This window comes from Tabrizicola sp. TH137 (assembly GCF_002855575.1).
Taxonomy (GTDB): Bacteria; Pseudomonadota; Alphaproteobacteria; order Rhodobacterales; family Rhodobacteraceae; genus Paragemmobacter.
This window is the reverse complement of record NZ_PKRQ01000005.1, coordinates 1-20,418: the sequence shown is the minus strand read 5'-3', so window position 1 is coordinate 20,418 and position 20,418 is coordinate 1. Positions and strand designations below refer to the sequence as shown.

Sequence of the window (20,418 nt, the reverse complement as noted above, 5' to 3'; positions counted from 1 at the left end):
TCCAACCCCTTGATGCAAAAGGGCGGCGGTCCAACCGGACCGCCGCCCTTTTCCTTTGCCCGCGCCTCAGTGATCGGCGGCGGCGGCGGCGGCCTTGATCTCGTCCTCGTTCACCGTCGCGCCGTTGAAGAAGGCGTTCAGCACCACTGCCGCGACCGAGGCCAGCAGGATGCCGCTCTCGATCAGCGGATGGATCGCATGCGGCATCCACATCTTGAAGTTCGGCGCAATCAACGGGATCATCCCGAAGCCGAGGCTGACCGCCACTACGAACAGGTTGTTGCGGTTCTTCGCGAAATCGACGCCCGCAAGGATGCGGATGCCCGTCGCCGCGACCATCCCGAACATCACCAGCCCCGCGCCACCCAGCACCATGGTCGGCACGCTTTCCACCAGCGCGCCCATCTTCGGCACAAGGCCCAGCACGATCAGGATGATGCCCCCCGCCACGCAGACAAAGCGCGACCGCACCCCCGTCACCCCGACCAGCCCCACATTCTGCGAGAAGGAGGTATAGGGGAAGGTGTTGAAGATCCCCCCGATCAGTGTGCCAAGCCCATCCGTCCGCAGCCCCGCCGACAGCATCGGCTGGTCCACCTTGCGGCCCGTCATGTCCCCCAAAGCCAGGAACATGCCGGTGGATTCGATCATCACCACGATCATCACGAGGGTCATCGTCAGGATCATCACCGGGTCAAAGACCGGCGCGCCAAAGTGGAAGGGCGTGATCAGCCCGAACCACGCCGCCTCGCCAACCTTGGCAAAGGTCATGGCCCCGGTCGCCACTGCAATGGCAGCCCCGATGATGATGCCCAAGAGGACCGAGATATTGGCCACGAACCCCTTCCCGAACCGCGCGATCAGCAGGATCGACAGCAGCACCACGGCCGAGACGGCGATGTTGCCCAGCGGCGCATAGGCCGGGTTGTTCATCTTCGCAGCCAGTGCCATCCCCTCCGGCGGCGGCGCGACACCCGTCACGCTGCCCGCTGCAAGCCCCTCGGTCACGGTTTTCAACCAATCCGCATGGGCCGGGTCCACGATCTGCGGCGCGGTCGGGCCGACCGGGTTGCCGAAGATCCAGTTGATCCCGATCCGCATCAGACTGACGCCGATCACAAGGATGATCGTCCCCGTTACCACCGGCGGGAAAAAGCGCAGCATCCGGCTGATGAAAGGCGCGATCAGGATGGAGATCACCCCCGCCGCCATGATCGCGCCAAAGATGGCCCGCGCGCCCTCGGACCCGCCATTGGCATTGGCCATCGCGACCATCGGCCCCACGGCGGCAAAGGTCACGCCCATCATCACGGGCAACCGGATGCCGAACCACTGCGTTGCACCAAGCGATTGAATAAGCGTGACAATCCCGCAGACAAACAGATCTGCCGAAATCAGGAAGGCCACATCGGCCGGGTCCAGCTTCAGCGCCCGCCCGACGATGAGCGGAACCGCCACCGCGCCGGCATACATCACCAGCACATGCTGAAGGCCGAGGGTGAAGAGTTTCGGGGTCGGCAGAACTTCGTCCACCGGGTGAACTTGTGACATGCGTCGTTTCCTTTCCCTGAGGGGGATTATCTTCGCGCCGTCTCCGCGGCCCCCCTCGGGCTTGCGGTCCGGTTAGGTGGCCCGGTCTTTCCGCCGGGTGTGCAGGGCCGCGGCACGGGTGTCCGAGTCGATGCCGTGGCGGTCCGGCAGCATAGGGTCAGGCCGCAGGATGCTTCGTCTTGAAATATTTGAAACTGTTTGTGCGTGGCCCGAGGGGTGAAACCGCCGGTCCCGCCTGCATGGCTTGAGATTTCCGCCGCCCGCGCCTACACGTTGGGCAAAGCGAAAAAAGGAACGCACCCCATGCGGATTCACAGCGATCTGGCCGACACGATCGGCAACACGCCCCTCATCAAGCTGAAGCGGGCCAGCGAGATGACGGGCTGCACGATCCTTGGCAAGTGCGAGTTCCTCAATCCCGGCCAGTCGGTCAAGGACCGGGCCGCGCTCTACATCATCCGCGACGCCGTGGCGCGCGACGCGCTGAAGCCCGGCGGGACCATCGTCGAAGGCACGGCAGGCAATACCGGCATCGGTCTCGCGCTGGTCGGGGCCTCGATGGGCTTCCGCACCGTGATCGTCATCCCCGAGACGCAAAGCCAGGAAAAGAAGGACATGCTGCGTCTGGCCGGGGCGGAACTGGTGCAAGTTCCCGCGGCACCCTATCGCAACCCCAACAACTATGTGCGCTATTCCGGCCGTCTGGCCGAGGCGCTGGCGCGGACCGAACCCAATGGTGCTGTCTGGGCGAACCAGTTCGACAATGTTGCCAACCGTCAGGCCCATATCGAAACCACGGGCCCGGAAATCTGGGAACAGACCGGCGGCAAGGTGGATGGCTTCATCTGCGCGGTGGGATCGGGCGGCACGCTGGCCGGTGTCGGCATGGCGCTTCAGCCCAAAGGGGTGAAGATCGGTCTGGCCGATCCCGAAGGCGCGGCGCTGCATTCCTTCTACACCGAAGGCAAGCTCGATGCCCCCGGCACCTCCATCACCGAAGGGATCGGGCAGGGTCGCATCACGGCAAATCTCGAAGGCTTCCGCCCGGATTACAGCTATCGCATCCCGGATGCCGAGGCGCTGCCGCTGGTCTTCGACATGCTCCAGGAAGAAGGCATCTGCCTCGGCGGATCGTCGGGCATCAACATCGCCGGCGCCATCCGCATGGCGCGGGACATGGGGCCGGGCCATACGATCGTGACGATCCTCTGCGATTACGGCAATCGCTATCAGTCCAAGCTCTATAACCCGACCTTCCTGAAGGAAAAGGGCCTGCCCGTGCCGGATTGGCTGGACCGCGCGCCGCGCGCCATTCCCACCGTCTTCGAAGACGCATGACAGGGGCAGGCGGCACGGCCCTGCGCCGCTGTCTGGAACTGGCGGCCTCTGCCCTGCTTGCGCTGACGCTCGGCCTCGGGCCGGGTCGCGCGCAGGACAGCCAGACCCCCGTCCAGACCCCGGCAGCACCGGCAGAAGCCCCCGCCTCCCCGGCTGCGGAAGGGGCCACCACGCCGCCCGCCCCGACACCCCCGACGACACCCCCGACGACACCCCCGACAACACCCCCGGCGGCATCCCCGACACCGGCCCCGGCGCAGGGCGTGACGCGCCCGACCTCCACCACTGTCGTCGTGTCCAAGGGATCCGGTCAAACCGCCGGTCCCGATTACGTTGCCTGGGAACGCCTAGCCGCGCGGGCCGAGGCGCTGCTGGCCAATCCTGATACCGAGGCACGGGGGCTGGAGCTTCTGCGCAGCCAGCTTGCGGCGGAACGGGCAAAGTTCCTCTCCGCCCAGAACACCAATTCCACCCGCATCGCTACGGTGCGCGAACAGATCGCGGCCCTCGGTCCCACCCCGCCCGAGGGCGAGACCGAAGCCGCCGAGATTGCCCAGCGGCGCCAGCAACTGGCCGATCAGCTTGTCCGCCTGCAAGCCCCCGGCCTGACCGCGGAAGAGGCCTTCCGTCGCGCCGACGGCCTGATCGGCGAGGTGGACCGCGCCTTGCGCGAACGGCAGGCGAGCCAGCTTCTGCAACTCTGGCCCTCGCCGCTGAACCCGGCGAACTGGCCCGAGGCGCTGGTCGCGCTGCGCGACGTGACCGTGCGCCTCTGGACCGAATCCTCCACGCGCTGGACGCGCGGCGACGGACGGCAGGCGCTCTTCGACAACCTGCCGCTGATCCTCTTGCTGGGGGTTCTGGGCCTTGGCCTGATCACCCAGACCCGCCGCATGACGGCGATGGTCCAGACCCGGCTTCCGCGCCCGCGAACGGCGCGGGGGCGGCGTGTCGTGGCGCTGCTTCTTTCCCTGGCGCAGATCATCCTGCCCGTGATCGGTGCGGTCGCGCTGTCCAGCGCGGCGACGGCGACCGGGCTTCTCGGCCCTGTCGGCGTGGCCCTGGCCGATCTTGTTCCCGGTCTCGTCTTCGCGCTGGTTGCGGCGAACTGGCTGGGCCATGCCGTCTTTCCGCTTGAAGACGGCGACGAGGTCTCCACCCTCCTCGTCGCCGAACGGCGGGCCGAGGGCCGGTTCCTCGCGCGCAGCATCGGTCTCGTCCTGGCGGTCGAGGCGGTGCGCCACCTCCTGCTGGTCGAGGTTGGCGGCAGCGACACGGCAAATGCCGTTCTGGCCTTCCCGGTTCTGGCGACCACCGCCGTCCTTGTCTTCCGCATGGGCCAGCTTCTGCGCCGCCACGTGCGCAGCGTCCAGCAGGGGGAGGAGGGCTTGTCCTACGGGCTGCGCGTGCTGGGGCTTCTGGCGCGGGCCGTGATGCTCACAAGCGTCGCGGGGCTCCTGCTCGGGGCTGTGGGCTATCTCGCGGCGGCGACGGCGCTGGTCTATCCGTCGATCCTGTCGCTCGGCCTGGTCGCGGTGCTCTTCGTGCTGCAACGGCTGGTGGCCGATCTCTACGGCCTCGCCACCCGTTCGGACGCGGCCGATCAGGAAGGGCTCATCCCGGTGCTGATCGGCTTTGCCATGAGCGTCGGGTCTCTGCCCCTCTTCGCGGTGATCTGGGGCGCGCGCTGGGCCGATATCACCGAACTCTGGCAGCGCTTCCTCCAGGGGTTCCAGATCGGGGCGACCCGCGTCTCGCCGACGGATTTCCTGATCTTCGCCATCATCTTCGGCGCGGGCTATGCGGTGACGCGGCTTCTGCAAGGCGCGCTCAAGGGCACCATCCTGCCGCGCACCTCGCTTGATCAGGGCGGGCAGAATGCCATCGTCTCGGGTACCGGCTATCTCGGCGTCTTCTTCGCCGCGCTGATCGCCATCAACTCTGCCGGGATCGACCTTTCGGGTCTGGCCATCGTCGCCGGTGCGCTGTCCGTCGGTATCGGTTTCGGCCTGCAAAACATCGTCTCGAACTTCGTCTCGGGCATCATCCTGCTGATCGAACGCCCGGTGAGCGAGGGCGACTGGATCGAGGTCGGCAATGTGCAGGGGACGGTCAAGGCGATCTCGGTCCGGTCCACCCGCATCCAGACCTTCGACCGGTCCGATGTGATCGTCCCGAATGCCGATCTGGTGACTCAGCGCGTGACGAACTGGACCCGCTTCAACCTGACCGGGCGGCTGGTCGTGCCGGTTTCCGTCGTGCTGGGCAGCGAGACGCGCAAGGTTGAAAAGGTGCTGCGCGAGATTGCCGAAGCGCAGCCCCTCGCCATCCTGAACCCGCCGCCCGTCATCGCCTTCATGGGTTTCGGACCGGAAAGCATGAATTTCGAGATGCGGATCATCCTGCGCGATGTGAACTTCTCGCTTCAGGTCCGCAGCGAGATCAACCACCGGATCGTGGAGCGTTTTGCCGAAGCCGGGATCGACATGCCGGGCGCCAAGAAGGCCGAGGCCGTGGCCGAAGTCGCCGCAGCGCTTGCCGCCGAAGTGTCCCTCGCCGCTCCGCCCAACCCCACACCGGCGAGCCCCACACCGGCCAGCTCCGGGCCGCCCCGTGCCCCCGACCGGCGCGGCAACAGGCCACGGGGCGCAGCCTCGGCCGAAACCCGCGACCCGACTGAAAGACAGGATGAGCCATGACCGATCTTCTCTTCCGCAGCGACGCCTATCTGCGCGAGGCCGAGGCGATCGTGACGGGCCATACCGCCGAGGGGGGCATCCTCTGTGACCGGACGGTCTTCTACGCCACCGGGGGCGGCCAGCCCGGCGATTCAGGCCTGCTTGTCTGGGAAGGCGGGCGTCTTGCCATCGCCACGGCGGTAAAGGCCGAAGGCGGCCAGGTTGCCCTTGTCCCGGCCGAGCCCGCAGCCATGCCACCGCTCGGAACGCGGGTCCTCCAGCGCCTCGACTGGGATCGCCGCCATCGCCACATGCGGGTTCACACGGCGCTGCATCTGCTGTCGGTTGTGATCCCTCTGCCGGTTACCGGCGGCCAGATCGGGGCCGAGAGGGGCCGGCTGGACTTCGACATGCCCGACCCGCCCGAAGATGTGCAGATGCTGGAGGATCGGCTGAACGCGCTGATCGGACTGGATCTTCCGGTCACCGAAAGCTGGATCACCGATGCCGAGCTGGAGGCCAATCCGGGGCTGGTGAAGACCATGTCGGTGATGCCGCCGATGGGGCAGGGCAGGGTGCGGCTGGTGCGGATCGGCACGGGCGGCACGCAGGTGGATCTGCAACCCTGCGGCGGCACCCATGTAGCCCGCACCGCCGAGATCGGCCGCGTGACGATCGGCAAGATCGAGAAGAAAGGTCGCCAGAACCGCCGCGTGTCGATCACCCTCCTCGACTGACCGCCGCCCGGAGCCACTCATGCATAAGCCGCCTCCGGCCACCCTTCCGGCCGCCCGACACCGGCCTCCCCCCGCTCCGAAGACCCCACAGCCGCCCCCTTGCGCCCTCCGCCCGCAAGCCTTAAGGAGTGCGCCACGGACAGTTGGCCGAGTGGTCGAAGGCGCACGCCTGGAAAGTGTGTAGGCGGGGAACCGTCTCGAGGGTTCGAATCCCTCACTGTCCGCCATTTTTTCAAAAATTGTTTATATAATTCAAGATGTTATTGGTTTTCTGACTAATTGTGTGTGCCGATTGGTATACCGCTGTGGTGTTGCTCATGTTATTTCGAGGAAAAACGATAGGCACCCCTAAGCAGCAAATGACCCGGACAACTTTTGTCCTTGGAATGAGTGCTTTCGGCCCAAAGCTGCCTGTTGCCGCACATGTGCCGACCGGCAGGTTTGTTCCGGCGGCTCTTCCGAGCCGCCGGATTTACTCCCTTCATGGAGCCTTCATCTCGGTATAGTCGCCTGCGGTCCGGAGCGTCACCGTCACCGGCGCGTCGGTTCGGTTGCGCCAGAACCAGCCGTGGTTGCCGGTGAAGGCGGCGGTGAGTTCGCCTTCCTGTTCTGGCACGCCGCGGCCTTGTTCGTAGCTGACCTTCTGGCCACTGCCGTCACCGTGGGTGTCGTAATTCACCACCGCGCCGTTGGCCGTCCAGTAGAAACGGGCGGTCTGGCCTTCCTGCATGGCGAGCTTCACCTCGATCCCTTCGCCCGGGGCGAGGGTGTAGCTGACCTCGTCACGCCAGCCGGCTGTTGCCGCGGCAACTGCCGCTTCGACGGCGGCTGCGGTTTCGGCGGGGGCGGCCTCCGGTGCGGGTTCGGTCACGACCTCCGGTGCTGGTTCGGCCACGACCTCCGGTGCGGGTTCCGGTGCCGGTTCGGGGGCGGGGGTTGCCGCCGACACTGCTTCAGCGGCTTCCGTCGGTGCCTCGGTCACCGCGGGTGGCGCGCCAATCACCGCGCCGATGGTGGCAAGCTGCGCCTCGATCCGGTCGAGCCGGGCCAGAGTGTCGGAGTCCAGGGTGACGGGCGCGTTGGCTGCAGCGGCGTCCTCCGCCTCGGCCTCTGCATAAAGCTGCTGCTTGATCTGGCCCATTTCGGTCAGGCCGAGGACCGCACCGAAGCCGGTCGGGTCGATCCCGTATTCGGCGGGCAAATAGACGATGGTCAGCATGGCCGCCGCCGCCCCCGAAGCAATCAGGGTGGAGCGGATCAGGCCGCCGGACGTCGCCTCCACCCCGCGGATATGGCCTGCGCCATCACGTCGGGGGTTGCGCTCGGCACGGAGCGGGGTTTGCGGGGCGTGGGTGATGTCGAACTTGTTGTTCATGGGATGCTCCCTCAGGCCAGGGCCAGACCGATGAGCTGGAAGCCCATCAGGTAGGCACCAAGGCCGATCATGATGACGTTGGCGGTATAGGCCTGACGGCCAAAGGACGGTGACGCGCGCCATCGCTGCATGAAGAGCAGGATGAGCGCGAGGGCGGTGAGTTGGCCGAGTTCAACGCCAAGGTTGAACGCGATCAGGTTCACCAGAAGCCCGTCGGGTGCGATGTTGTATTCGATGATCTTCGAAGCGAGGCCAAAGCCGTGCAGGAAGCCGAAGACCAGCGTCGCCACCCGCGTATCGGGTTGCACCCCGAACCACAGGCGGAACGCCCCGAGATTGTCGAGCGCCTTGTAGACCACCGAGAAGCCGATGATCGCGTCGATGATGTAAGCGTTGATGCCGAAGTTGAACCAGACGCCGAGGATCATCGTCGTCGAATGGCCGATGGCGAAGAGGGTTACGTAAAGACCGATCTCCTTCATTCCGTAGAGGAAGAAGATCACGCCGAAAAGGAAGAGGATGTGGTCATAGCCCGTGACCATGTGCTTCGCGCCCAGATAGAGGAAGGGGAGGAAGTGCGGTCCGGTGATTTCCTGGATATAGCCCTTGTCGCCAAGGGTGACGGCATGTGCCAGCGCCGCGCCCGCCCAGAGGATCGTGACGCAGAGGATGGCAAGCACCGTCCAGACGCGGCCTTGCGTCGGAAGGTAGGGTGTCATTTGGTTTTCCCGTTTGATGACTGACGGCGCATGGCGAGGACAAGCTGCCCCGCCGCGAAGGATCGGTCAGGTCAGACGTGGAGGGCGGTGCGGGCCGTCGCGGGTGATGCCGGAAAGCTGGCTTGACTGGGCGACCCAAAGCTCGGTTGCCGGGTGGTGCTCCATTGCACCTGCTGTCGGCAGGATCACACTTGGCGTGTGGTCATGGTCGGCTGAACTGTGATGGCCGTGATCTGTCGCATCCCAATGCTCGCCCTGTTCGGCGTGCCATGCGGCGTGATCCGCTTCCACGGCCAACTGTCCGGGGCCGTGCGTGACCGCTGAGAAAATCGGCGCGAAGGCAAGCGACAGCGTCAGCACAAGTGCTGTAATCCACGCGAATATGCCACGCTTTCCGCTCATCTGCCCCTTAGGCGTGATTTCCACGCCTCGCCTTGCTCTATCCCCCCCGGGGGGTTAGGCTGGCTATATGACAGAACCGCACCGCCATGCAAGCCACCCCGCCATCGCCACCCGGCTGAAACGTGCCGAAGGGCATCTGCGCCGTGTCGTCACGATGATCGAGGAGGGCCAGCCCTGCCTCGACATCGCCACCCAACTCCACGCGGTGGAGCGGGCGATGGCCGAGGCGAAGCGGGCTCTTATCCACGATCACATCGACCACTGCCTATCGGACGGACATGGGCATGACATGGCCGAGATCAAGGCCCTGACAAAGTTGCTCTGATGCTTCTCACCCTTAAGAACCCGACATTCCGCCATCTCTTTGCCGCGCAGATCGTGGCGCTGCTGGGCACGGGCCTTGCCACGGTCGCCCTCGGCTTGCTCGCATGGCAACTGGCGGGCGAGGAAGCGGGGGCGGTCCTCGGCACCGCGCTTGCAATCAAGATGGTGGCCTATGTGACGCTCGCCCCCGTTGCGGCGGCTGTGGCGGAGCGCCTGCCGCGCCGAGCCTTTCTGGTGGCGTTGGACCTCATCCGAGCTGGGGTGATCGCCTTCCTGCCCTTTGTGGATCAAGTCTGGCAGGTCTATGTGCTGATCTTCGCGCTTCAAGCCGCATCGGCGGGCTTCACGCCCGCGTTTCAGGCGGTGATCCCCGATGTGCTGAAGGACGAGGACGATTACACCAACGCGCTTTCTCTGCTGCGTCTGGCCGAGGATCTGGAACAGGTCGCCTCGCCCATCCTCGCGGCAGCCCTACTGACTGTCGTCAGTTTCCCGGTGCTGTTTGCCGGCACGGTTGCGGGGTTCCTCGGGTCGGCGTTACTGGTCATTACCGCGAGGCTTCCGGCAAGAGCGGTTGGCGAGCCGGGGCATTTCTGGGCGGATGTGACCAAGGGCGTCCGCATCTATGTCCGCACGCCGCGCCTGCGCGGACTGATGGTGATGGAGGCGGCGGTCGCGGCTGCGGGGGCGATGGTTTATGTGAACACGGTCGTTCTGGTGCAGGCTAGGCTGCGTCTGGGTGAGGAAACGGTGGCGCTGGCCTTCGCAGCCTTCGGCGCGGGATCGATGCTGGCGGCGTTCATTCTGCCGCGCATCCTGGCCCGAGTGCCTGATCGCCCTGTGATGATCGGCGGCGCGGTGCTGATGGTTGCGGGCGTCGCGGGCGTGCCACTAGTCGGCAGTTTGCCCATCTTGCTGGTCCTTTGGGCGGTGATCGGCTTCGGCTTCTCGCTCACGCAGACACCCATCGGACGGATCATCAACCGCTCGGCTCGAGAGGTGGATCGCGGCGCGGTTTTTGCCGCGCAATTCGCCCTGTCGCATGCCTGCTGGCTGGTGACCTACCCGCTGGCCGGATGGATCGGGGCGGGGGGGGGCCTCTCCGCGGCAGCCCTCTCGCTGGCCGTAATCGGGGCGCTGGCTCTGGCGGCGGTCCTGCGCCTCTGGCCCGCGAATGATCCAGAGACCCTTGCGCATGACCATCCCGACCTGCCGCCGGACCATCCGCATCTGCACGAACATGGATCCGTGCACGCACATGCTCTGGTGATAGACGAGCTCCACAGAAGGTGGCCGCGCAGCGCCTGATGCAGGCCCCGGCTGGGCCCGATCAGACCAGTCCGGCGAGGTGCAGCGCCAGTCCGAGCGCCGCCGATCCGGCGAGAACGGTCGCCATGCCGAGTTTCACGCGGAACACGGCGACGATGGCAAGGATCGACACGACCGCGGCCACAGGGTCGAAGACCAAACGGGTATGTCCATCTGCACGGGTCCTGCTCCGCCACGCTCCACCTCCCGCCAGACCACGTGCATGGCGAACCAGACCGCAAGGTTCAGGATCACCCCGACGACTGCCGCCGTCACCGCGGACAGGGCTGCCGACAGTGCTTCGTTCTTACGCAACCCCTCCATGAAGGGAGCACCGAGAAAAATCCACGCAAAGCAGGGGGCAAAGGTCACCCATGTGGTGAGCAATCCGCCCAGTGTTCCGGCAATGAAGGGATAATCCCAACCCGCCTCGCGCAGTGCGCCCATGAAGCCCACGAATTGTAGCACCATGATCAGCGGGCCGGGCGTGGTCTCCGCCATGCCGAGGCCATCGAGCATTTCACCGGGTTGAAGCCAGCCATAGGTGCCGACAGCCGCTTGGGCGACCCATGCCAGAACGGCATACGCTCCGCCGAAGGTCAGCACGGCTAGCTTGGAGAAATAAGTCGCGATGTCGGCGAAGACGGTTCCGGGGGCCAAAAGGACGATGGCCGCGACGGGCAGAAGCCAGAGCGCGACAGCCGCGAACCCCGCTCGCATCGCATCGCGGCGGGCGTTCGGGGGGAGGGCAGCCTCTTCGCCCAGGAGGGTCTCTGCGTCATCGACATGCGCCTTGCCCACCGCTCCATGACCGCCACCCGCACGAAAGGCACGCAGCCCCGCCTTCGCACCCGCCAAGCCGATCATGGCGGCGGCGGCCACGATCAGGGGGAACGGGGTCTGGAAAGCGAAGATGGCAAGGAACGAGATCGCCGCGATGACGCGCATCGCGCTGTTCTTAAGCGCGCGCTTTCCGACCCGAACCACGGCCTGCAAGACGATGGCCAGCACTGCCGCCTTCAACCCAAAGAATAGGGCCGAGACGAAGCCCACCTCGCCATAGGCGGCATACAGCCAACTCAGCCCCATGATCGCCAGCACGCCGGGCAGAATGAAGAGGCCACCTGCCACCAGCGCTCCGCGCACGCCGTGCATCAACCAACCGATATAGGTGGCCAGTTGCTGCGCCTCGGGACCCGGAAGAAGCATGCAGAAGTTCAGAGCATGCAGGAAACGCCCATCTCCCAGCCAACGCTTTTCCTCGACCAGCACACGATGCATCACCGCGATCTGGCCCGCTGGACCACCAAAGGACAGGGCCGCGATACGCGCCCAGACGACGGTTGCTTCCCGCAGGGTCGGGCGTTCGGGGCGGCTCATCATTTCGCCTTTGCGCTGTTGGGCCAGTTGTGGGTTTCCTCGGTCGCGTCGCGCGCCCAGCGGTAGAACGCGTCGTAAAGTGCCATTCCGGCTTCGAGCTGCGTGTGGTCGTCCGTGTGCATCCGCGACAGCCCAAGCGAAGCCGCTAGCAGGCCCGCACATTCCGGCGCGAGATCAGGCCGTGCCGTATCCGCACCGCGAACGATGGTGGCGAGCCGGTCAAGCGCGGGAATTGCCAAACCGAACTCCGCGATCAGCGTGTCGAACGTGCAGGTCTCGCCCCGATGGCTCCAAAACACATCCTCGATGTCGAAAGGAGCGGCACCCATCGCCTCGCCAACCGCGCGCACTTCCTGCGGTGAGACGAAGAGGAAGATGGCGCGGGGATCGATGAACCGCCGGATGAGCCACGGGCACGCAATGCGGTCGATCTTGGGACGCGCCCGCGTGACCCATAGGGTGCGGCCATCGCCATCGCGCCCGCCGATCTTGCGGGGATCATAGGTGGGCAGACCGGCGGCAACCCAAGCAGCATGGCCCCCATCCAGATATTCTGCCGCCACCCCAGCAGCACGGAGCAGGGCCGCGAGCCCCTGGCTTCGCCCATGACCCGCAGCGCAGGCCACGACGACTGGCTGTCCCCCAAGTGAAGGACGCAAGCCAGAAACAGCAGAGGGCGTCATGTCATCGTCGGACAGCAGGCGCGCCGTTGGGATTGCGCGTGGGTCTTCCTCGCGCATTGCAGCCCGTCGCACGTCGAGGACGATCGGAGCCTTCGGCGTGCCGATCAGTTTGGCAAGTTTTTCGCAGGAAATGGCGTCAGGCGCAGGCATCCGCGTCCCTCCGAGGGTCATGTTTCAGGTGATTTGAAACGCGGTCTTCAGCTGACGCCTCGTGGGGAGCGCGCAATCCCCATGAACCATGCATCCCAGATAAGGGATTGGTCTGTCAAGATGCGCGAAAGAGCGGTCGGTCGAGGTGGAGAGGTGAGCGTCGGCTTTCCGCCCGTTGCTGCCTGTCTGCCGCGACCAGTGGTCGCGCCGACAAGGCATGACGGCTCAATTGGATTGGGCGGAAAGCAGCCCTTGGCTTGTGCTTGAACGACGTCCGCTTTCCGGTTCGATTCAGAGCTGAGATTCGATTCCCACTTATGACCGAGGAGACCAAAACTGCGTAGCCAACGTTAGGCAGTTCTGTACATCCGGAGGGGACGATGCGGCTGGTGGCATATTAGCGGGACTCTGCCGCAAGGCAGGGGCAATCAGGGCTGGGGCTGGAAGCTCAGGGGAGGCAGATCGCGGACATCCGGTCGGCAAGGCACACGTCACTCCAGACGATCGCTTCAGAACTGGCTGCCCTCGGGATCCGGACCCGGCGGGGTGGGCAATAGGGCGTGGGGAATGTGAGGGGAGTGCAGGAAAGGACTCGAGCGGTGCGGGCAGCAGTGCAATAGTGCGAATGTGGCACGAGGGCGGCAAGGTCCCAGCTCACTTACTCGTTTTGTAGAGAGGCACTCGGTTGATTGATGGATCTGGTTACTCCTCAGAAGAATGTTGTCGTTTTCGGATTTGACTCGGCTTGGACGGATAATCCAAAGGCTCCCGGCGCGATATGCGCAATCACATTCAATACAAGGGGTCATGCAGGATTTCTGGCGCCTCGTTTGACATCCTTTTCAGACGCACTGCACTTCATCGAAGCAGTGCGCACAGATTACGATCTGAGCCTCGTGGCTCTTGACCAACCAACCGTTGTTCCGAACCTCACAGGAAGCCGGCCGGTCGATAAGGTCGCTGCATCTCTTGTGTCCTTTGTCGGTGGAGGTGTGCAGCCCGCCAATCGTAGCAAGATCGGAATGTTTTGTGACGATGCTCCAATCTGGACATTCATTGCATCACTTGGTGCTGTCCAGTCTCCGCTTGAGGCTCGGGCCGCTTCGCATGGTCATTTCTTGATTGAGGTGTTTCCAGCGTTGTCGCTGCCGTCTTTAGACGACCGGTTTGCCCTGCGCATGGGAGCGCCCAAGTACAACCCGGCAAATCGAAGCAGGTTCCGAATGCATGACTGGTACGCCGTTGTTCAAGTCGTTGGAAAGGTTGCCGATGCTCTTGGTCTGGCAGAAGTGGTTGCTTGGGTAGAAACCCTTCGCGACTTGGATACGCCACGAAAGGCGGATCAAGACATGCTTGACGCTTTGGTCTGCGCCCTTATTGGCCTCCTTTGGCGTTCCGGACATCCTGACGCCACAACGATGCTGGGAGACCTGAAGTCGGGTTACATGGTTGCCACGATCTCCGCTGCGACGCGATCGCGTCTGCAAGACGCATCGCAGCGACGTTCCGTGGCAATGACTTAGGCTTCTGTCCGTTGCTATTTCAAAGGGTGATGCATGTTCACGTTGAACGAGTTTCTGGATCGAATTGGGGTTGTGCCAAAAGAGTCGCGGTTACTGCGGCATGACCTAAGGGGTGTGCAAGCATGGAGGCGTGGGGGGCATCTGGCCTTTGGATGCTTTGCCAGCTTCCAGAAAAAGGCCAGCTCCCCTTATGCCGACGTTAGCTTTGCCTGCCATTTCATCCCGGGTCCGGCTTTGTCCGACGGAACAGCGACTGCTTGGTTCTTGGGGGTAACCGAGATCCTTGACCGTTGGGTTTGGGACGAACAGCGCCTTCCGGTACTTCTAGATGATGCAGTGCTGCAAACCGAGTATGGGCGCCCGGGATTGGAAGCGTTTGATCTGCGCTGGTTGCCGGCCACTACTGCATTTGCTGAGCGCCTTTTGGTTCGCTGGGGTACAGGCACACGTGCATGGTCCCAGTGGGCAAGCAGAAACGAGAAGGAAATCCTGGAGATACGGCAGCAGCCTTACGAGCCACCATTCCCTGGGTTTTCAACCTTCGGAGCCCAGATCAGCGAAATCCCAACCTTTCCTCAGTCATGGATTGGTGCTTTGGAAAGTGTCCGAGGGGTCTATCTTCTTGTGACGGCTGCGGGCGAACAGTACGTTGGGTCTGCGGCAGGGGCGGATGGCTTCATTGGGCGATGGCGGTCATATCTCGCGAATGGCCACGGTGGAAACGCGTTGTTGCGCGCTAGAGGGCATCGAGATTACACGGTATCGATCCTCGAGATCGCGTCGCCCGACATGGCGCTTTCTGACATTGTGGCTCGAGAAGCGTTCTGGAAGGAAAAACTCGGTGCACGGGCGCACGGGCTGAACGCCAACTAGGTTCTCATGCGGCTCGTGACCGCATTGATCTGATCACGAAAGCAAATTTTCCATGCGCGGAAAGCAGTCAAGAGATCAATGGCACGCAGACAAGGAAGATCGAGACCAATCATGATCCGGATCATCTTTACTGCGCTACTCACCCTCACATTCTTGGCTGGCTGCGTGGGAGGGACAGGTGACCGGGTTGTGGTCGACCGCGCCGGGCCCGACGAACTACTAAAGCTCAGGGCCGGACCCGGGCTCGGTTTCAAGGTAATTGCTGGCTTACCCGACGGGACAGAACTGATCCGTCGCGACTGTGTGACAGAGGTTGGCCAGCTGTGGTGCAGGGTCTCCCTCGCAGACGCTCCAAGCCTGACCGGATACGTATCTGCGGATTACCTGTCTGCACGTTAGGCGTCGTTCTCAGAAAGGCAGCAACGCTGCTCTTGACCTGCCCCCCGGAAGTTCCCTCGCCGTGATGTAGAGTCTGCCCAATCTGAAAAGGAGCAGACGACATGAGGAAAAGCCGTTTCACCGAAGCCCAAATCATCGGGATGATCAAAGAGCAGGAGGCAGGTTTGCCGACCTCCGAGTTGTGCCGGAAGCACGGGCTGAGCCCGGCGACCTTCTACAAGCTGAAGGCCAAGTATGGCGGGATGGACCTGTCCGACGCGAAACGGCTGAAGCAGCTTGAGGACGAGAACGCGAAGCTGAAGCGCCTGCTGGCGGATGCTATGCTCGACAATGTGGTTCTGAAGGATCTCCTGGGAAAGCCCTGACGACGCCGGTGCAACGGCGGGACGCGGTGCTGCGGGCGCTGAAGGATCATCCGATCTCTCAGCGTCGGGCCTGTGTGCTGATCGGTGTCGATCCGAAGACGGTGCGGCGTGAGAGGCCGCCCGATAACCCGGAAATCCGTGAGGAGATGCACAGGATCGCCGAGAAGCGCCGGCGCTTCGGGTATCGGCGCGTGGGCATCCTGCTGGAGCGCAAAGGCATGATCATGAACGAGAAGAAGCTTTACCGCATCTACCGGGAAGAGGGCCTGTCGGTGCGTCGCAGGCGTGGTCGCAAGAGGGCACGTGGCAGCCGGACGCCAATGCCAGCGCCGTTGAGGCCAAACCAGCGCTGGTCCTTGGACTTCCTGTCCGACACGTTCGGGGCCTGCCGGAAGTTCCGTATCCTGGCTGTCAACGACGACTGCTGCCGCGAGAACCTGGCGCTGATCGCCGACACGAGCATCTCGGGGGCCAGAGTGGCGCGGGAACTGGATGCGCTGGTCAGAATTTACGGCAAACCTGGCTGCATCGTCAGTGACAACGTCCTATGTCGGGAACGATTTGCCGTTTGAGGCATCAGATCACTGTGCATCCGAGCGACCGGATGCCTGTTGAATGGTTGCCCAGGCGGGCTCCGCCGTCAAGAAGTGGTCTCTTCCATAGCAAATACAGGGTCGGCCCAGATGCCGCCCTCACCGTCCTCAAGACGAGATCCTAAATCCCAAGCGGAAGGCCCGAACATTATCTACGAGGTCAGGAAGCTGCCTCCACGGCTCTACAGAGAGGGGTCCTTCCGCCTGGGCTCACCCCTTCGAAGAAGGGGCGATAGGGTTCGCCGGATTTGATCACGGCGTGAATGGTGCGGGCCATCTTCGCGGCGATGGCCGTATAGGCCTTGCGGCGCAGATCGGGGTTGTGGCGATCCTGTGCAATATAGCGCTCGAACTTGTCGCGGAAGCTGTTGGCGGGCTTCAGTACAGCGGCCTGACTGGCCAACCAGAGCGTGCGGCGCAGTCGGGCATTGCCATACTTCGAGATCTTGCTTCGTCCGCGGAACACGCCGGATTGCACAGTGGCCAAGTCCATGCCGCAAAACTTCAGAAACTGACGGTGATGACGAAAGCGGCGCAGATCACCGGCTTCGGCCAGAACGGCCAGCGCATTGACAGGCCCGATCCCGGGTATCGTGCGCAGCAGCTGATAATCTGGATGGTCGGCCAGCAGCTCTGCCGCACGATCTTCAATGGCATTGCGCTGCTGGACAAGGCTGCGTCCCTGCGCCAGAACGAGGCGGAACATCCGTATTGCATCGGAGTCTGGCGCGACGGGCAAGCCCACGGAAGTCTTTGATGTCTCGTAGATATCCGCCAACAACGTCGCCTTGCCGACGCGGCGACCAATCACCGGCCAAGCAGCCTCGATAAAGGCGTCCTTGTCCATGGCGGTGATCATGTGAGGAGACGGAAAGGCCTCAAGGAACGCCAAGAACCAGTCTCCACGAGAGCTACGATGGAACCGGTCCGCCTCGGGAAAATACAGTGGCAGGTAATGGGTCAAGATACGATGCCACAGTTCCGTCTTTGACCGCGCGACCATCTCGTAGGTCTTCGACAGTTCCTGAATGTCGCAAGTGCCGGCGACCAGCGGATCGTGAAAGACTTGGACAGCCCCGATCTCCAGCATCCGCAGAATGACCTGCGCATCCTTGGGATCGTTCTTGTCCCAGCTGTTGTGCAGCGCCTCCCGCGTGCGGGCGAGAGCGACGGACGACACGAGCTTCAGATCGAATCCCGCGGCCCCGAGGGCGAACATCAGCGCCCGGTGATAGTTGCCCGTCGCCTCGAAGCCGATAGTGACCGGTAGGCCATACTCAAGCAAAGCAGCGATCAGACGGCGATAATCCTCGGCAGTGTTCAGCACCGTCGTCCGGCGCCTCCGCGACTTGCCGGGCACGGCGATCAGCACCTCGTGCCGGTGTTTGGAAATGTCGATGCCTACCAGAACGCGGGCATCCGAAGTTTGCTCAACCTTGGCCATAGCCGGTCTCCTCTGTGGTGTGGTTCGCTAAACCACCATAGAGACCTGAGACCCGGTTATGGCCGCCTGCTGCGCAGTCTTGGAGGCTGCGCAGGCGGCCATAACCCTTAACGGCGCGTCATTCCATTCCCAACATGCTACGGGACCGAGTTCACCAGCAAGGCGATCCTGAAATGGGCAAACGAGAACGGTGTAGAATGGCACTACATCGACCCCGGAAAGCCGCAGCAGAATGGCTACATCGAGTCCTTCAACGGCAGCCTGCGCGACGAATGTCTGAACGAGGAAATCTTCGACAGCCTGGCAGAAGCTCGCCGCAAACTGGCCCTCTGGCGCTACGACTACAACCACGTCAGGCCGCATTCCTCGCTCGCCAACAAGACTCCGGCAGAAGCCCGCCGGGCGCTTGAGCAATCTGAGGGCGCCGCACCCGGCGCGCTTGCCCAACCCGAAACCGACCACTATCAACCCAAAGGACTCTCGTTATGAACGAGGGACGACCGGGGGGCAGGTCACTCTGAATGAACGATGCGTGCGTCAACGAAAACATGGGTAGGAAACCAGCCCGTCACCCGGAGCGAAGCCGGACAACTCTGCCTCCGCGCGGTTAAACGCTGGGGGTCGGATCATTTATCGCGTGAAACGGGTCGGGTTATTGCGGGTCAAGAGATGAACTGGATGGTGCAATCACAAACCGCGAGACGCAGCAATTGCCGCTCCAGCGGCTAATGCGACCGTCGCCAAGGCCAATCCAGCGGCGACCGCTGGTGCCGCCACAACTCCTGCTGCAGGAGCACCGATCGTTCCGGCGAGATACAGACCAGCCTTCGTCGCGATCCACTTCCCACCGACATGCCTTACAGCAGAAATTCCTGCCGCCTTCAGAGCAGCACTGCCTCCGACTGCAGCGACCGCAGCAGCGCCAGTTCTCTTTGCTGTCTGGAACAAAGTCTTCGAAACAACGCCCATGGTTCACCCTCCTCACGATCCTGTGAAAGATCTGGGAGCTGCTGCAGTCAGCTTCAAGGGTTCAAAAGTCGAAATCCAAGTGTTGGCACAGCAGTGCGCGATCTTGCGTCGGAAGCGCGGCAACGTGCGGCATGATACACACTGGCGTCTTACCTCGGCGGCGGTGGCGGATTCGGCGGCCGAGCAGCGATCCGCAGGCTTGGCCTTCCGCAGGCTGGGCGTGCTAGCAAGGCAACGCGGTAGGTCTCGGCGGCTGAAGCTTGGTGACGCTGATTTCGCAGACGACGCTGCAAGCGACCGGGATGAGATGCTTCGGCCTCTATGGATCAACGGCGGCGCTGGCCACCACGCTGACACTGCCCGCCGTGGAGAATTGTATCGGCATCGGGTACCAGCGTAGCACGCAAACCCGGTGTCAACTGGTCGCAAACGACGGCACTGGTGTGTATCGACCCAGCGGAATCTGCACAGATTAAGCCGCTAATGCGAATGCCTCAGCGGGGGTTTTCATGTCCAGCGCCTGATGGGGGCGGCGGTAGTTGTAGAAGCTGATCCAGTCGCCGATGGCGCGTGTCGCGTGCTGGATGCTGTCGAAGCGCTGGCGGTGGATGCACTGTTCTTTCAGTGTCCGGATCACACGCTCGACCATGCCGTTCTGCTGCGGGCAATGCGGCGTGATGAACTCTTGCTTCAGGCCATAGCTTCGGACCAGCGCGGTGTAGCGGCGGCTGGTGAAGACGAGGCCGTTGTCGGACCTCAGAAGGAACTCACGCGTGACCTTTCCCAAGGTGCCGAACCGGCTGATTAGCGCATGCTCCAATGCGCTGGCGGCAGTGGTTGCCTTGCCGGATCGCGACAGATGCCAGCCCAGAAGCTCACGGGTATGACAGTCGATGACGAGGGCCAAAGTGGTCCAGCCGTCGCGCCCCGCCCAGACCCGGCACAGGTCGGTGGACCAGCGCTCGTTCGGAGCCGTGGCGACAGAGGGCACCGCTTCGATGCGGGGCCGCATTCCGATTGGGCGCTTGCGAACCTGCCAGCCCTTGATCTGGAAGATGCGCTGCACCGTGTTCTTGTTGAAGCCCAGCAGCCAAGCCACCGTTCGATAACCGAAGGACGGCTCCCGCTCGATCATGGCCTTGATAGGATCAGCAAAGCGGGGATCGACCTTCGGCGCAGCCTTGGTCGGCTTGTAATAGACAGTCCGCCGCGGCACGCCGAACCAGGCGCACAGCTTGGTAAGCGGCACCGCGATCCCATCAGCCAGAAGGCCCTCATGGAGCGTCCGGATCATTTGTCGTCCTCCCGCTCCATGAGGGCCGCCAACTTTTTTCTGGCGCGCAACTCCAGCATGGCCTCGCCATAGGCCTCCTGCAGGTCCTTCAGCTGCTTCTCGTATTGCTCACGGATCTCCAGCGGGTTCGCACGCAAGGCGTTCTCCATGCCCCGCTTGGCATCATCGACCCAGCCCTCGATCTCGGACGGTGACAGGTCATAGGCACGACTGGCCTGTCAATCGGCACGCAAAACTGACCCCCTATCGGCGTCCAAAATTGACCCCTCTTTGCGTCGTCGAGATCAGGGCCTGAGCCGACGGAACTGATCAC

At 63.4% G+C, this 20,418-nt stretch carries 16 protein-coding genes, 1 tRNA gene and 3 pseudogenes; 11 read left to right on the top strand and 9 right to left on the bottom strand.

Annotation, left to right across the window (positions count from 1 at the left end; genetic code table 11):
• Nucleotides 1–66: 66 nt before the first annotated feature.
• Complete coding sequence (locus C0V75_RS15120) at nucleotides 67–1,551, bottom strand: nucleobase:cation symporter-2 family protein (RefSeq protein ID WP_101921811.1); 1,485 nt, start codon at nucleotides 1,549–1,551, stop codon at nucleotides 67–69.
• A gap of 303 nt (nucleotides 1,552–1,854) precedes the next feature.
• Here C0V75_RS15120 and C0V75_RS15115 point away from each other — a divergent pair, with 303 nt between their 5' ends.
• From C0V75_RS15115 to C0V75_RS15100, 4 genes are all read left to right on the top strand, one after another.
• Nucleotides 1,855–2,889: a cysteine synthase A gene (locus tag C0V75_RS15115; protein WP_101921810.1), complete on the top strand. Its 1,035-nt coding sequence runs from the start codon at nucleotides 1,855–1,857 to the stop codon at nucleotides 2,887–2,889.
• Nucleotides 2,886–5,588 carry a DUF3772 domain-containing protein gene (locus tag C0V75_RS15110; protein WP_143710436.1) on the top strand — a complete coding sequence of 901 codons (2,703 nt, stop codon included), beginning with the start codon at nucleotides 2,886–2,888 and terminating at the stop codon, nucleotides 5,586–5,588. The genes C0V75_RS15115 and C0V75_RS15110 overlap by 4 nt, the downstream gene beginning before the upstream one ends.
• Nucleotides 5,585–6,304, top strand: a complete 720-nt coding sequence (locus C0V75_RS15105; protein ID WP_101921808.1) for an alanyl-tRNA editing protein — start codon at nucleotides 5,585–5,587, stop codon at nucleotides 6,302–6,304. Before C0V75_RS15110 ends, C0V75_RS15105 begins: the two co-directional genes overlap by 4 nt.
• A gap of 137 nt (nucleotides 6,305–6,441) precedes the next feature.
• A tRNA-Ser gene (locus C0V75_RS15100) sits at nucleotides 6,442–6,531 on the top strand.
• 254 nt (nucleotides 6,532–6,785) lie between these two features.
• Here the strand turns inward: C0V75_RS15100 and C0V75_RS15095 are convergent.
• From C0V75_RS15095 to C0V75_RS15085, 3 genes are all read right to left on the bottom strand, one after another.
• The gene (locus tag C0V75_RS15095; RefSeq protein ID WP_101921807.1) at nucleotides 6,786–7,679 is read right to left on the bottom strand and encodes a hypothetical protein; all 894 of its coding nucleotides are present in this window, start codon (nucleotides 7,677–7,679) and stop codon (nucleotides 6,786–6,788) included.
• 11 nt (nucleotides 7,680–7,690) lie between these two features.
• Nucleotides 7,691–8,398: a HupE/UreJ family protein gene (locus C0V75_RS15090; RefSeq protein WP_101921806.1), complete on the bottom strand. Its 708-nt coding sequence runs from the start codon at nucleotides 8,396–8,398 to the stop codon at nucleotides 7,691–7,693.
• Nucleotides 8,399–8,464: 66 nt separating this feature from the next.
• Nucleotides 8,465–8,800, bottom strand: a complete 336-nt coding sequence (locus C0V75_RS15085) for a hypothetical protein (RefSeq protein WP_143710435.1) — start codon at nucleotides 8,798–8,800, stop codon at nucleotides 8,465–8,467.
• A 67-nt stretch (nucleotides 8,801–8,867) separates the two neighbouring features.
• Here C0V75_RS15085 and C0V75_RS15080 point away from each other — a divergent pair, with 67 nt between their 5' ends.
• Entirely contained in the window at nucleotides 8,868–9,125 is a 258-nt protein-coding gene (locus tag C0V75_RS15080; RefSeq protein ID WP_101921804.1) for a metal-sensing transcriptional repressor, read from the top strand.
• The gene (locus C0V75_RS15075; RefSeq protein ID WP_101921803.1) at nucleotides 9,125–10,432 is read left to right on the top strand and encodes an MFS transporter; all 1,308 of its coding nucleotides are present in this window, start codon (nucleotides 9,125–9,127) and stop codon (nucleotides 10,430–10,432) included. Before C0V75_RS15080 ends, C0V75_RS15075 begins: the two co-directional genes overlap by 1 nt.
• Nucleotides 10,433–10,454: 22 nt before the next feature.
• On the opposite strand, the pseudogene chrA reads toward C0V75_RS15075, so the two are convergent.
• Together chrA and C0V75_RS15065 are read right to left on the bottom strand one after the other, a co-directional pair.
• A pseudogene (chrA, locus tag C0V75_RS15070) lies at nucleotides 10,455–11,815 on the bottom strand (chromate efflux transporter).
• Complete coding sequence (locus tag C0V75_RS15065; RefSeq protein ID WP_101921802.1) at nucleotides 11,812–12,645, bottom strand: sulfurtransferase/chromate resistance protein; 834 nt, start codon at nucleotides 12,643–12,645, stop codon at nucleotides 11,812–11,814. The pseudogene chrA and the gene C0V75_RS15065 overlap by 4 nt, the downstream one beginning before the upstream one ends.
• Before the next feature lie 692 nt (nucleotides 12,646–13,337).
• Between C0V75_RS15065 and C0V75_RS15060 the strand changes: the two genes are divergently transcribed.
• The 4 genes and pseudogenes from C0V75_RS15060 to C0V75_RS15050 form a co-directional block, all read left to right on the top strand.
• Entirely contained in the window at nucleotides 13,338–14,168 is an 831-nt protein-coding gene (locus tag C0V75_RS15060) for a DUF429 domain-containing protein (protein WP_101921801.1), read from the top strand.
• A 33-nt stretch (nucleotides 14,169–14,201) separates the two neighbouring features.
• Nucleotides 14,202–15,041 (top strand): GIY-YIG nuclease family protein, encoded by an 840-nt coding sequence (locus C0V75_RS22760; protein ID WP_143710434.1) that lies wholly within the window; start codon nucleotides 14,202–14,204, stop codon nucleotides 15,039–15,041.
• Nucleotides 15,042–15,152: 111 nt separating this feature from the next.
• The gene (locus C0V75_RS15055; protein WP_101921800.1) at nucleotides 15,153–15,440 is read left to right on the top strand and encodes an SH3 domain-containing protein; all 288 of its coding nucleotides are present in this window, start codon (nucleotides 15,153–15,155) and stop codon (nucleotides 15,438–15,440) included.
• A 101-nt stretch (nucleotides 15,441–15,541) separates the two neighbouring features.
• A pseudogene (locus C0V75_RS15050) lies at nucleotides 15,542–16,347 on the top strand (IS3 family transposase); the annotation flags it as partial.
• A gap of 211 nt (nucleotides 16,348–16,558) precedes the next feature.
• Here C0V75_RS15050 and C0V75_RS15045 read toward each other — a convergent pair.
• Nucleotides 16,559–17,842, bottom strand: coding sequence for an IS110 family transposase (locus C0V75_RS15045; protein ID WP_101921799.1), 1,284 nt, complete (start codon nucleotides 17,840–17,842; stop codon nucleotides 16,559–16,561).
• A gap of 141 nt (nucleotides 17,843–17,983) precedes the next feature.
• Between C0V75_RS15045 and C0V75_RS15040 the strand changes: the two are divergent.
• Nucleotides 17,984–18,331 (top strand): annotated as a pseudogene (locus C0V75_RS15040) (integrase core domain-containing protein); the annotation flags it as partial.
• 952 nt (nucleotides 18,332–19,283) lie between these two features.
• Here the strand turns inward: C0V75_RS15040 and C0V75_RS15030 are convergent.
• Together C0V75_RS15030 and C0V75_RS15025 are read right to left on the bottom strand one after the other, a co-directional pair.
• Nucleotides 19,284–20,105 carry an IS3 family transposase gene (locus tag C0V75_RS15030; protein WP_101921798.1) on the bottom strand — a complete coding sequence of 274 codons (822 nt, stop codon included), beginning with the start codon at nucleotides 20,103–20,105 and terminating at the stop codon, nucleotides 19,284–19,286.
• Nucleotides 20,102–20,254: a hypothetical protein gene (locus C0V75_RS15025; protein WP_254216498.1), complete on the bottom strand. Its 153-nt coding sequence runs from the start codon at nucleotides 20,252–20,254 to the stop codon at nucleotides 20,102–20,104. Before C0V75_RS15025 ends, C0V75_RS15030 begins: the two co-directional genes overlap by 4 nt.
• Nucleotides 20,255–20,418: the final 164 nt, after the last annotated feature.

What these genes read in the sequence shown, in the direction of transcription:
- C0V75_RS15085 (WP_143710435.1), bottom strand. Translation starts at nt 8,800, where the DNA reads ATGAGCGGAAAGCGTGGCATATTCGCGTGGATTACAGCACTTGTGCTG.
- C0V75_RS22760 (WP_143710434.1), top strand. Translation starts at nt 14,202, where the DNA reads ATGTTCACGTTGAACGAGTTTCTGGATCGAATTGGGGTTGTGCCAAAA.
- C0V75_RS15075 (WP_101921803.1), top strand. Translation starts at nt 9,125, where the DNA reads ATGCTTCTCACCCTTAAGAACCCGACATTCCGCCATCTCTTTGCCGCG.
- C0V75_RS15115 (WP_101921810.1), top strand. Translation starts at nt 1,855, where the DNA reads ATGCGGATTCACAGCGATCTGGCCGACACGATCGGCAACACGCCCCTC.
- C0V75_RS15055 (WP_101921800.1), top strand. Translation starts at nt 15,153, where the DNA reads ATGATCCGGATCATCTTTACTGCGCTACTCACCCTCACATTCTTGGCT.
- C0V75_RS15110 (WP_143710436.1), top strand. Translation starts at nt 2,886, where the DNA reads ATGACAGGGGCAGGCGGCACGGCCCTGCGCCGCTGTCTGGAACTGGCG.
- C0V75_RS15045 (WP_101921799.1), bottom strand. Translation starts at nt 17,842, where the DNA reads ATGGCCAAGGTTGAGCAAACTTCGGATGCCCGCGTTCTGGTAGGCATC.
- C0V75_RS15030 (WP_101921798.1), bottom strand. Translation starts at nt 20,105, where the DNA reads ATGATCCGGACGCTCCATGAGGGCCTTCTGGCTGATGGGATCGCGGTG.
- C0V75_RS15105 (WP_101921808.1), top strand. Translation starts at nt 5,585, where the DNA reads ATGACCGATCTTCTCTTCCGCAGCGACGCCTATCTGCGCGAGGCCGAG.
- C0V75_RS15120 (WP_101921811.1), bottom strand. Translation starts at nt 1,551, where the DNA reads ATGTCACAAGTTCACCCGGTGGACGAAGTTCTGCCGACCCCGAAACTC.
- C0V75_RS15025 (WP_254216498.1), bottom strand. Translation starts at nt 20,254, where the DNA reads ATGGAGAACGCCTTGCGTGCGAACCCGCTGGAGATCCGTGAGCAATAC.
- C0V75_RS15090 (WP_101921806.1), bottom strand. Translation starts at nt 8,398, where the DNA reads ATGACACCCTACCTTCCGACGCAAGGCCGCGTCTGGACGGTGCTTGCC.
- C0V75_RS15080 (WP_101921804.1), top strand. Translation starts at nt 8,868, where the DNA reads ATGACAGAACCGCACCGCCATGCAAGCCACCCCGCCATCGCCACCCGG.
- C0V75_RS15060 (WP_101921801.1), top strand. Translation starts at nt 13,338, where the DNA reads ATGGATCTGGTTACTCCTCAGAAGAATGTTGTCGTTTTCGGATTTGAC.
- C0V75_RS15095 (WP_101921807.1), bottom strand. Translation starts at nt 7,679, where the DNA reads ATGAACAACAAGTTCGACATCACCCACGCCCCGCAAACCCCGCTCCGT.
- C0V75_RS15065 (WP_101921802.1), bottom strand. Translation starts at nt 12,645, where the DNA reads ATGCCTGCGCCTGACGCCATTTCCTGCGAAAAACTTGCCAAACTGATC.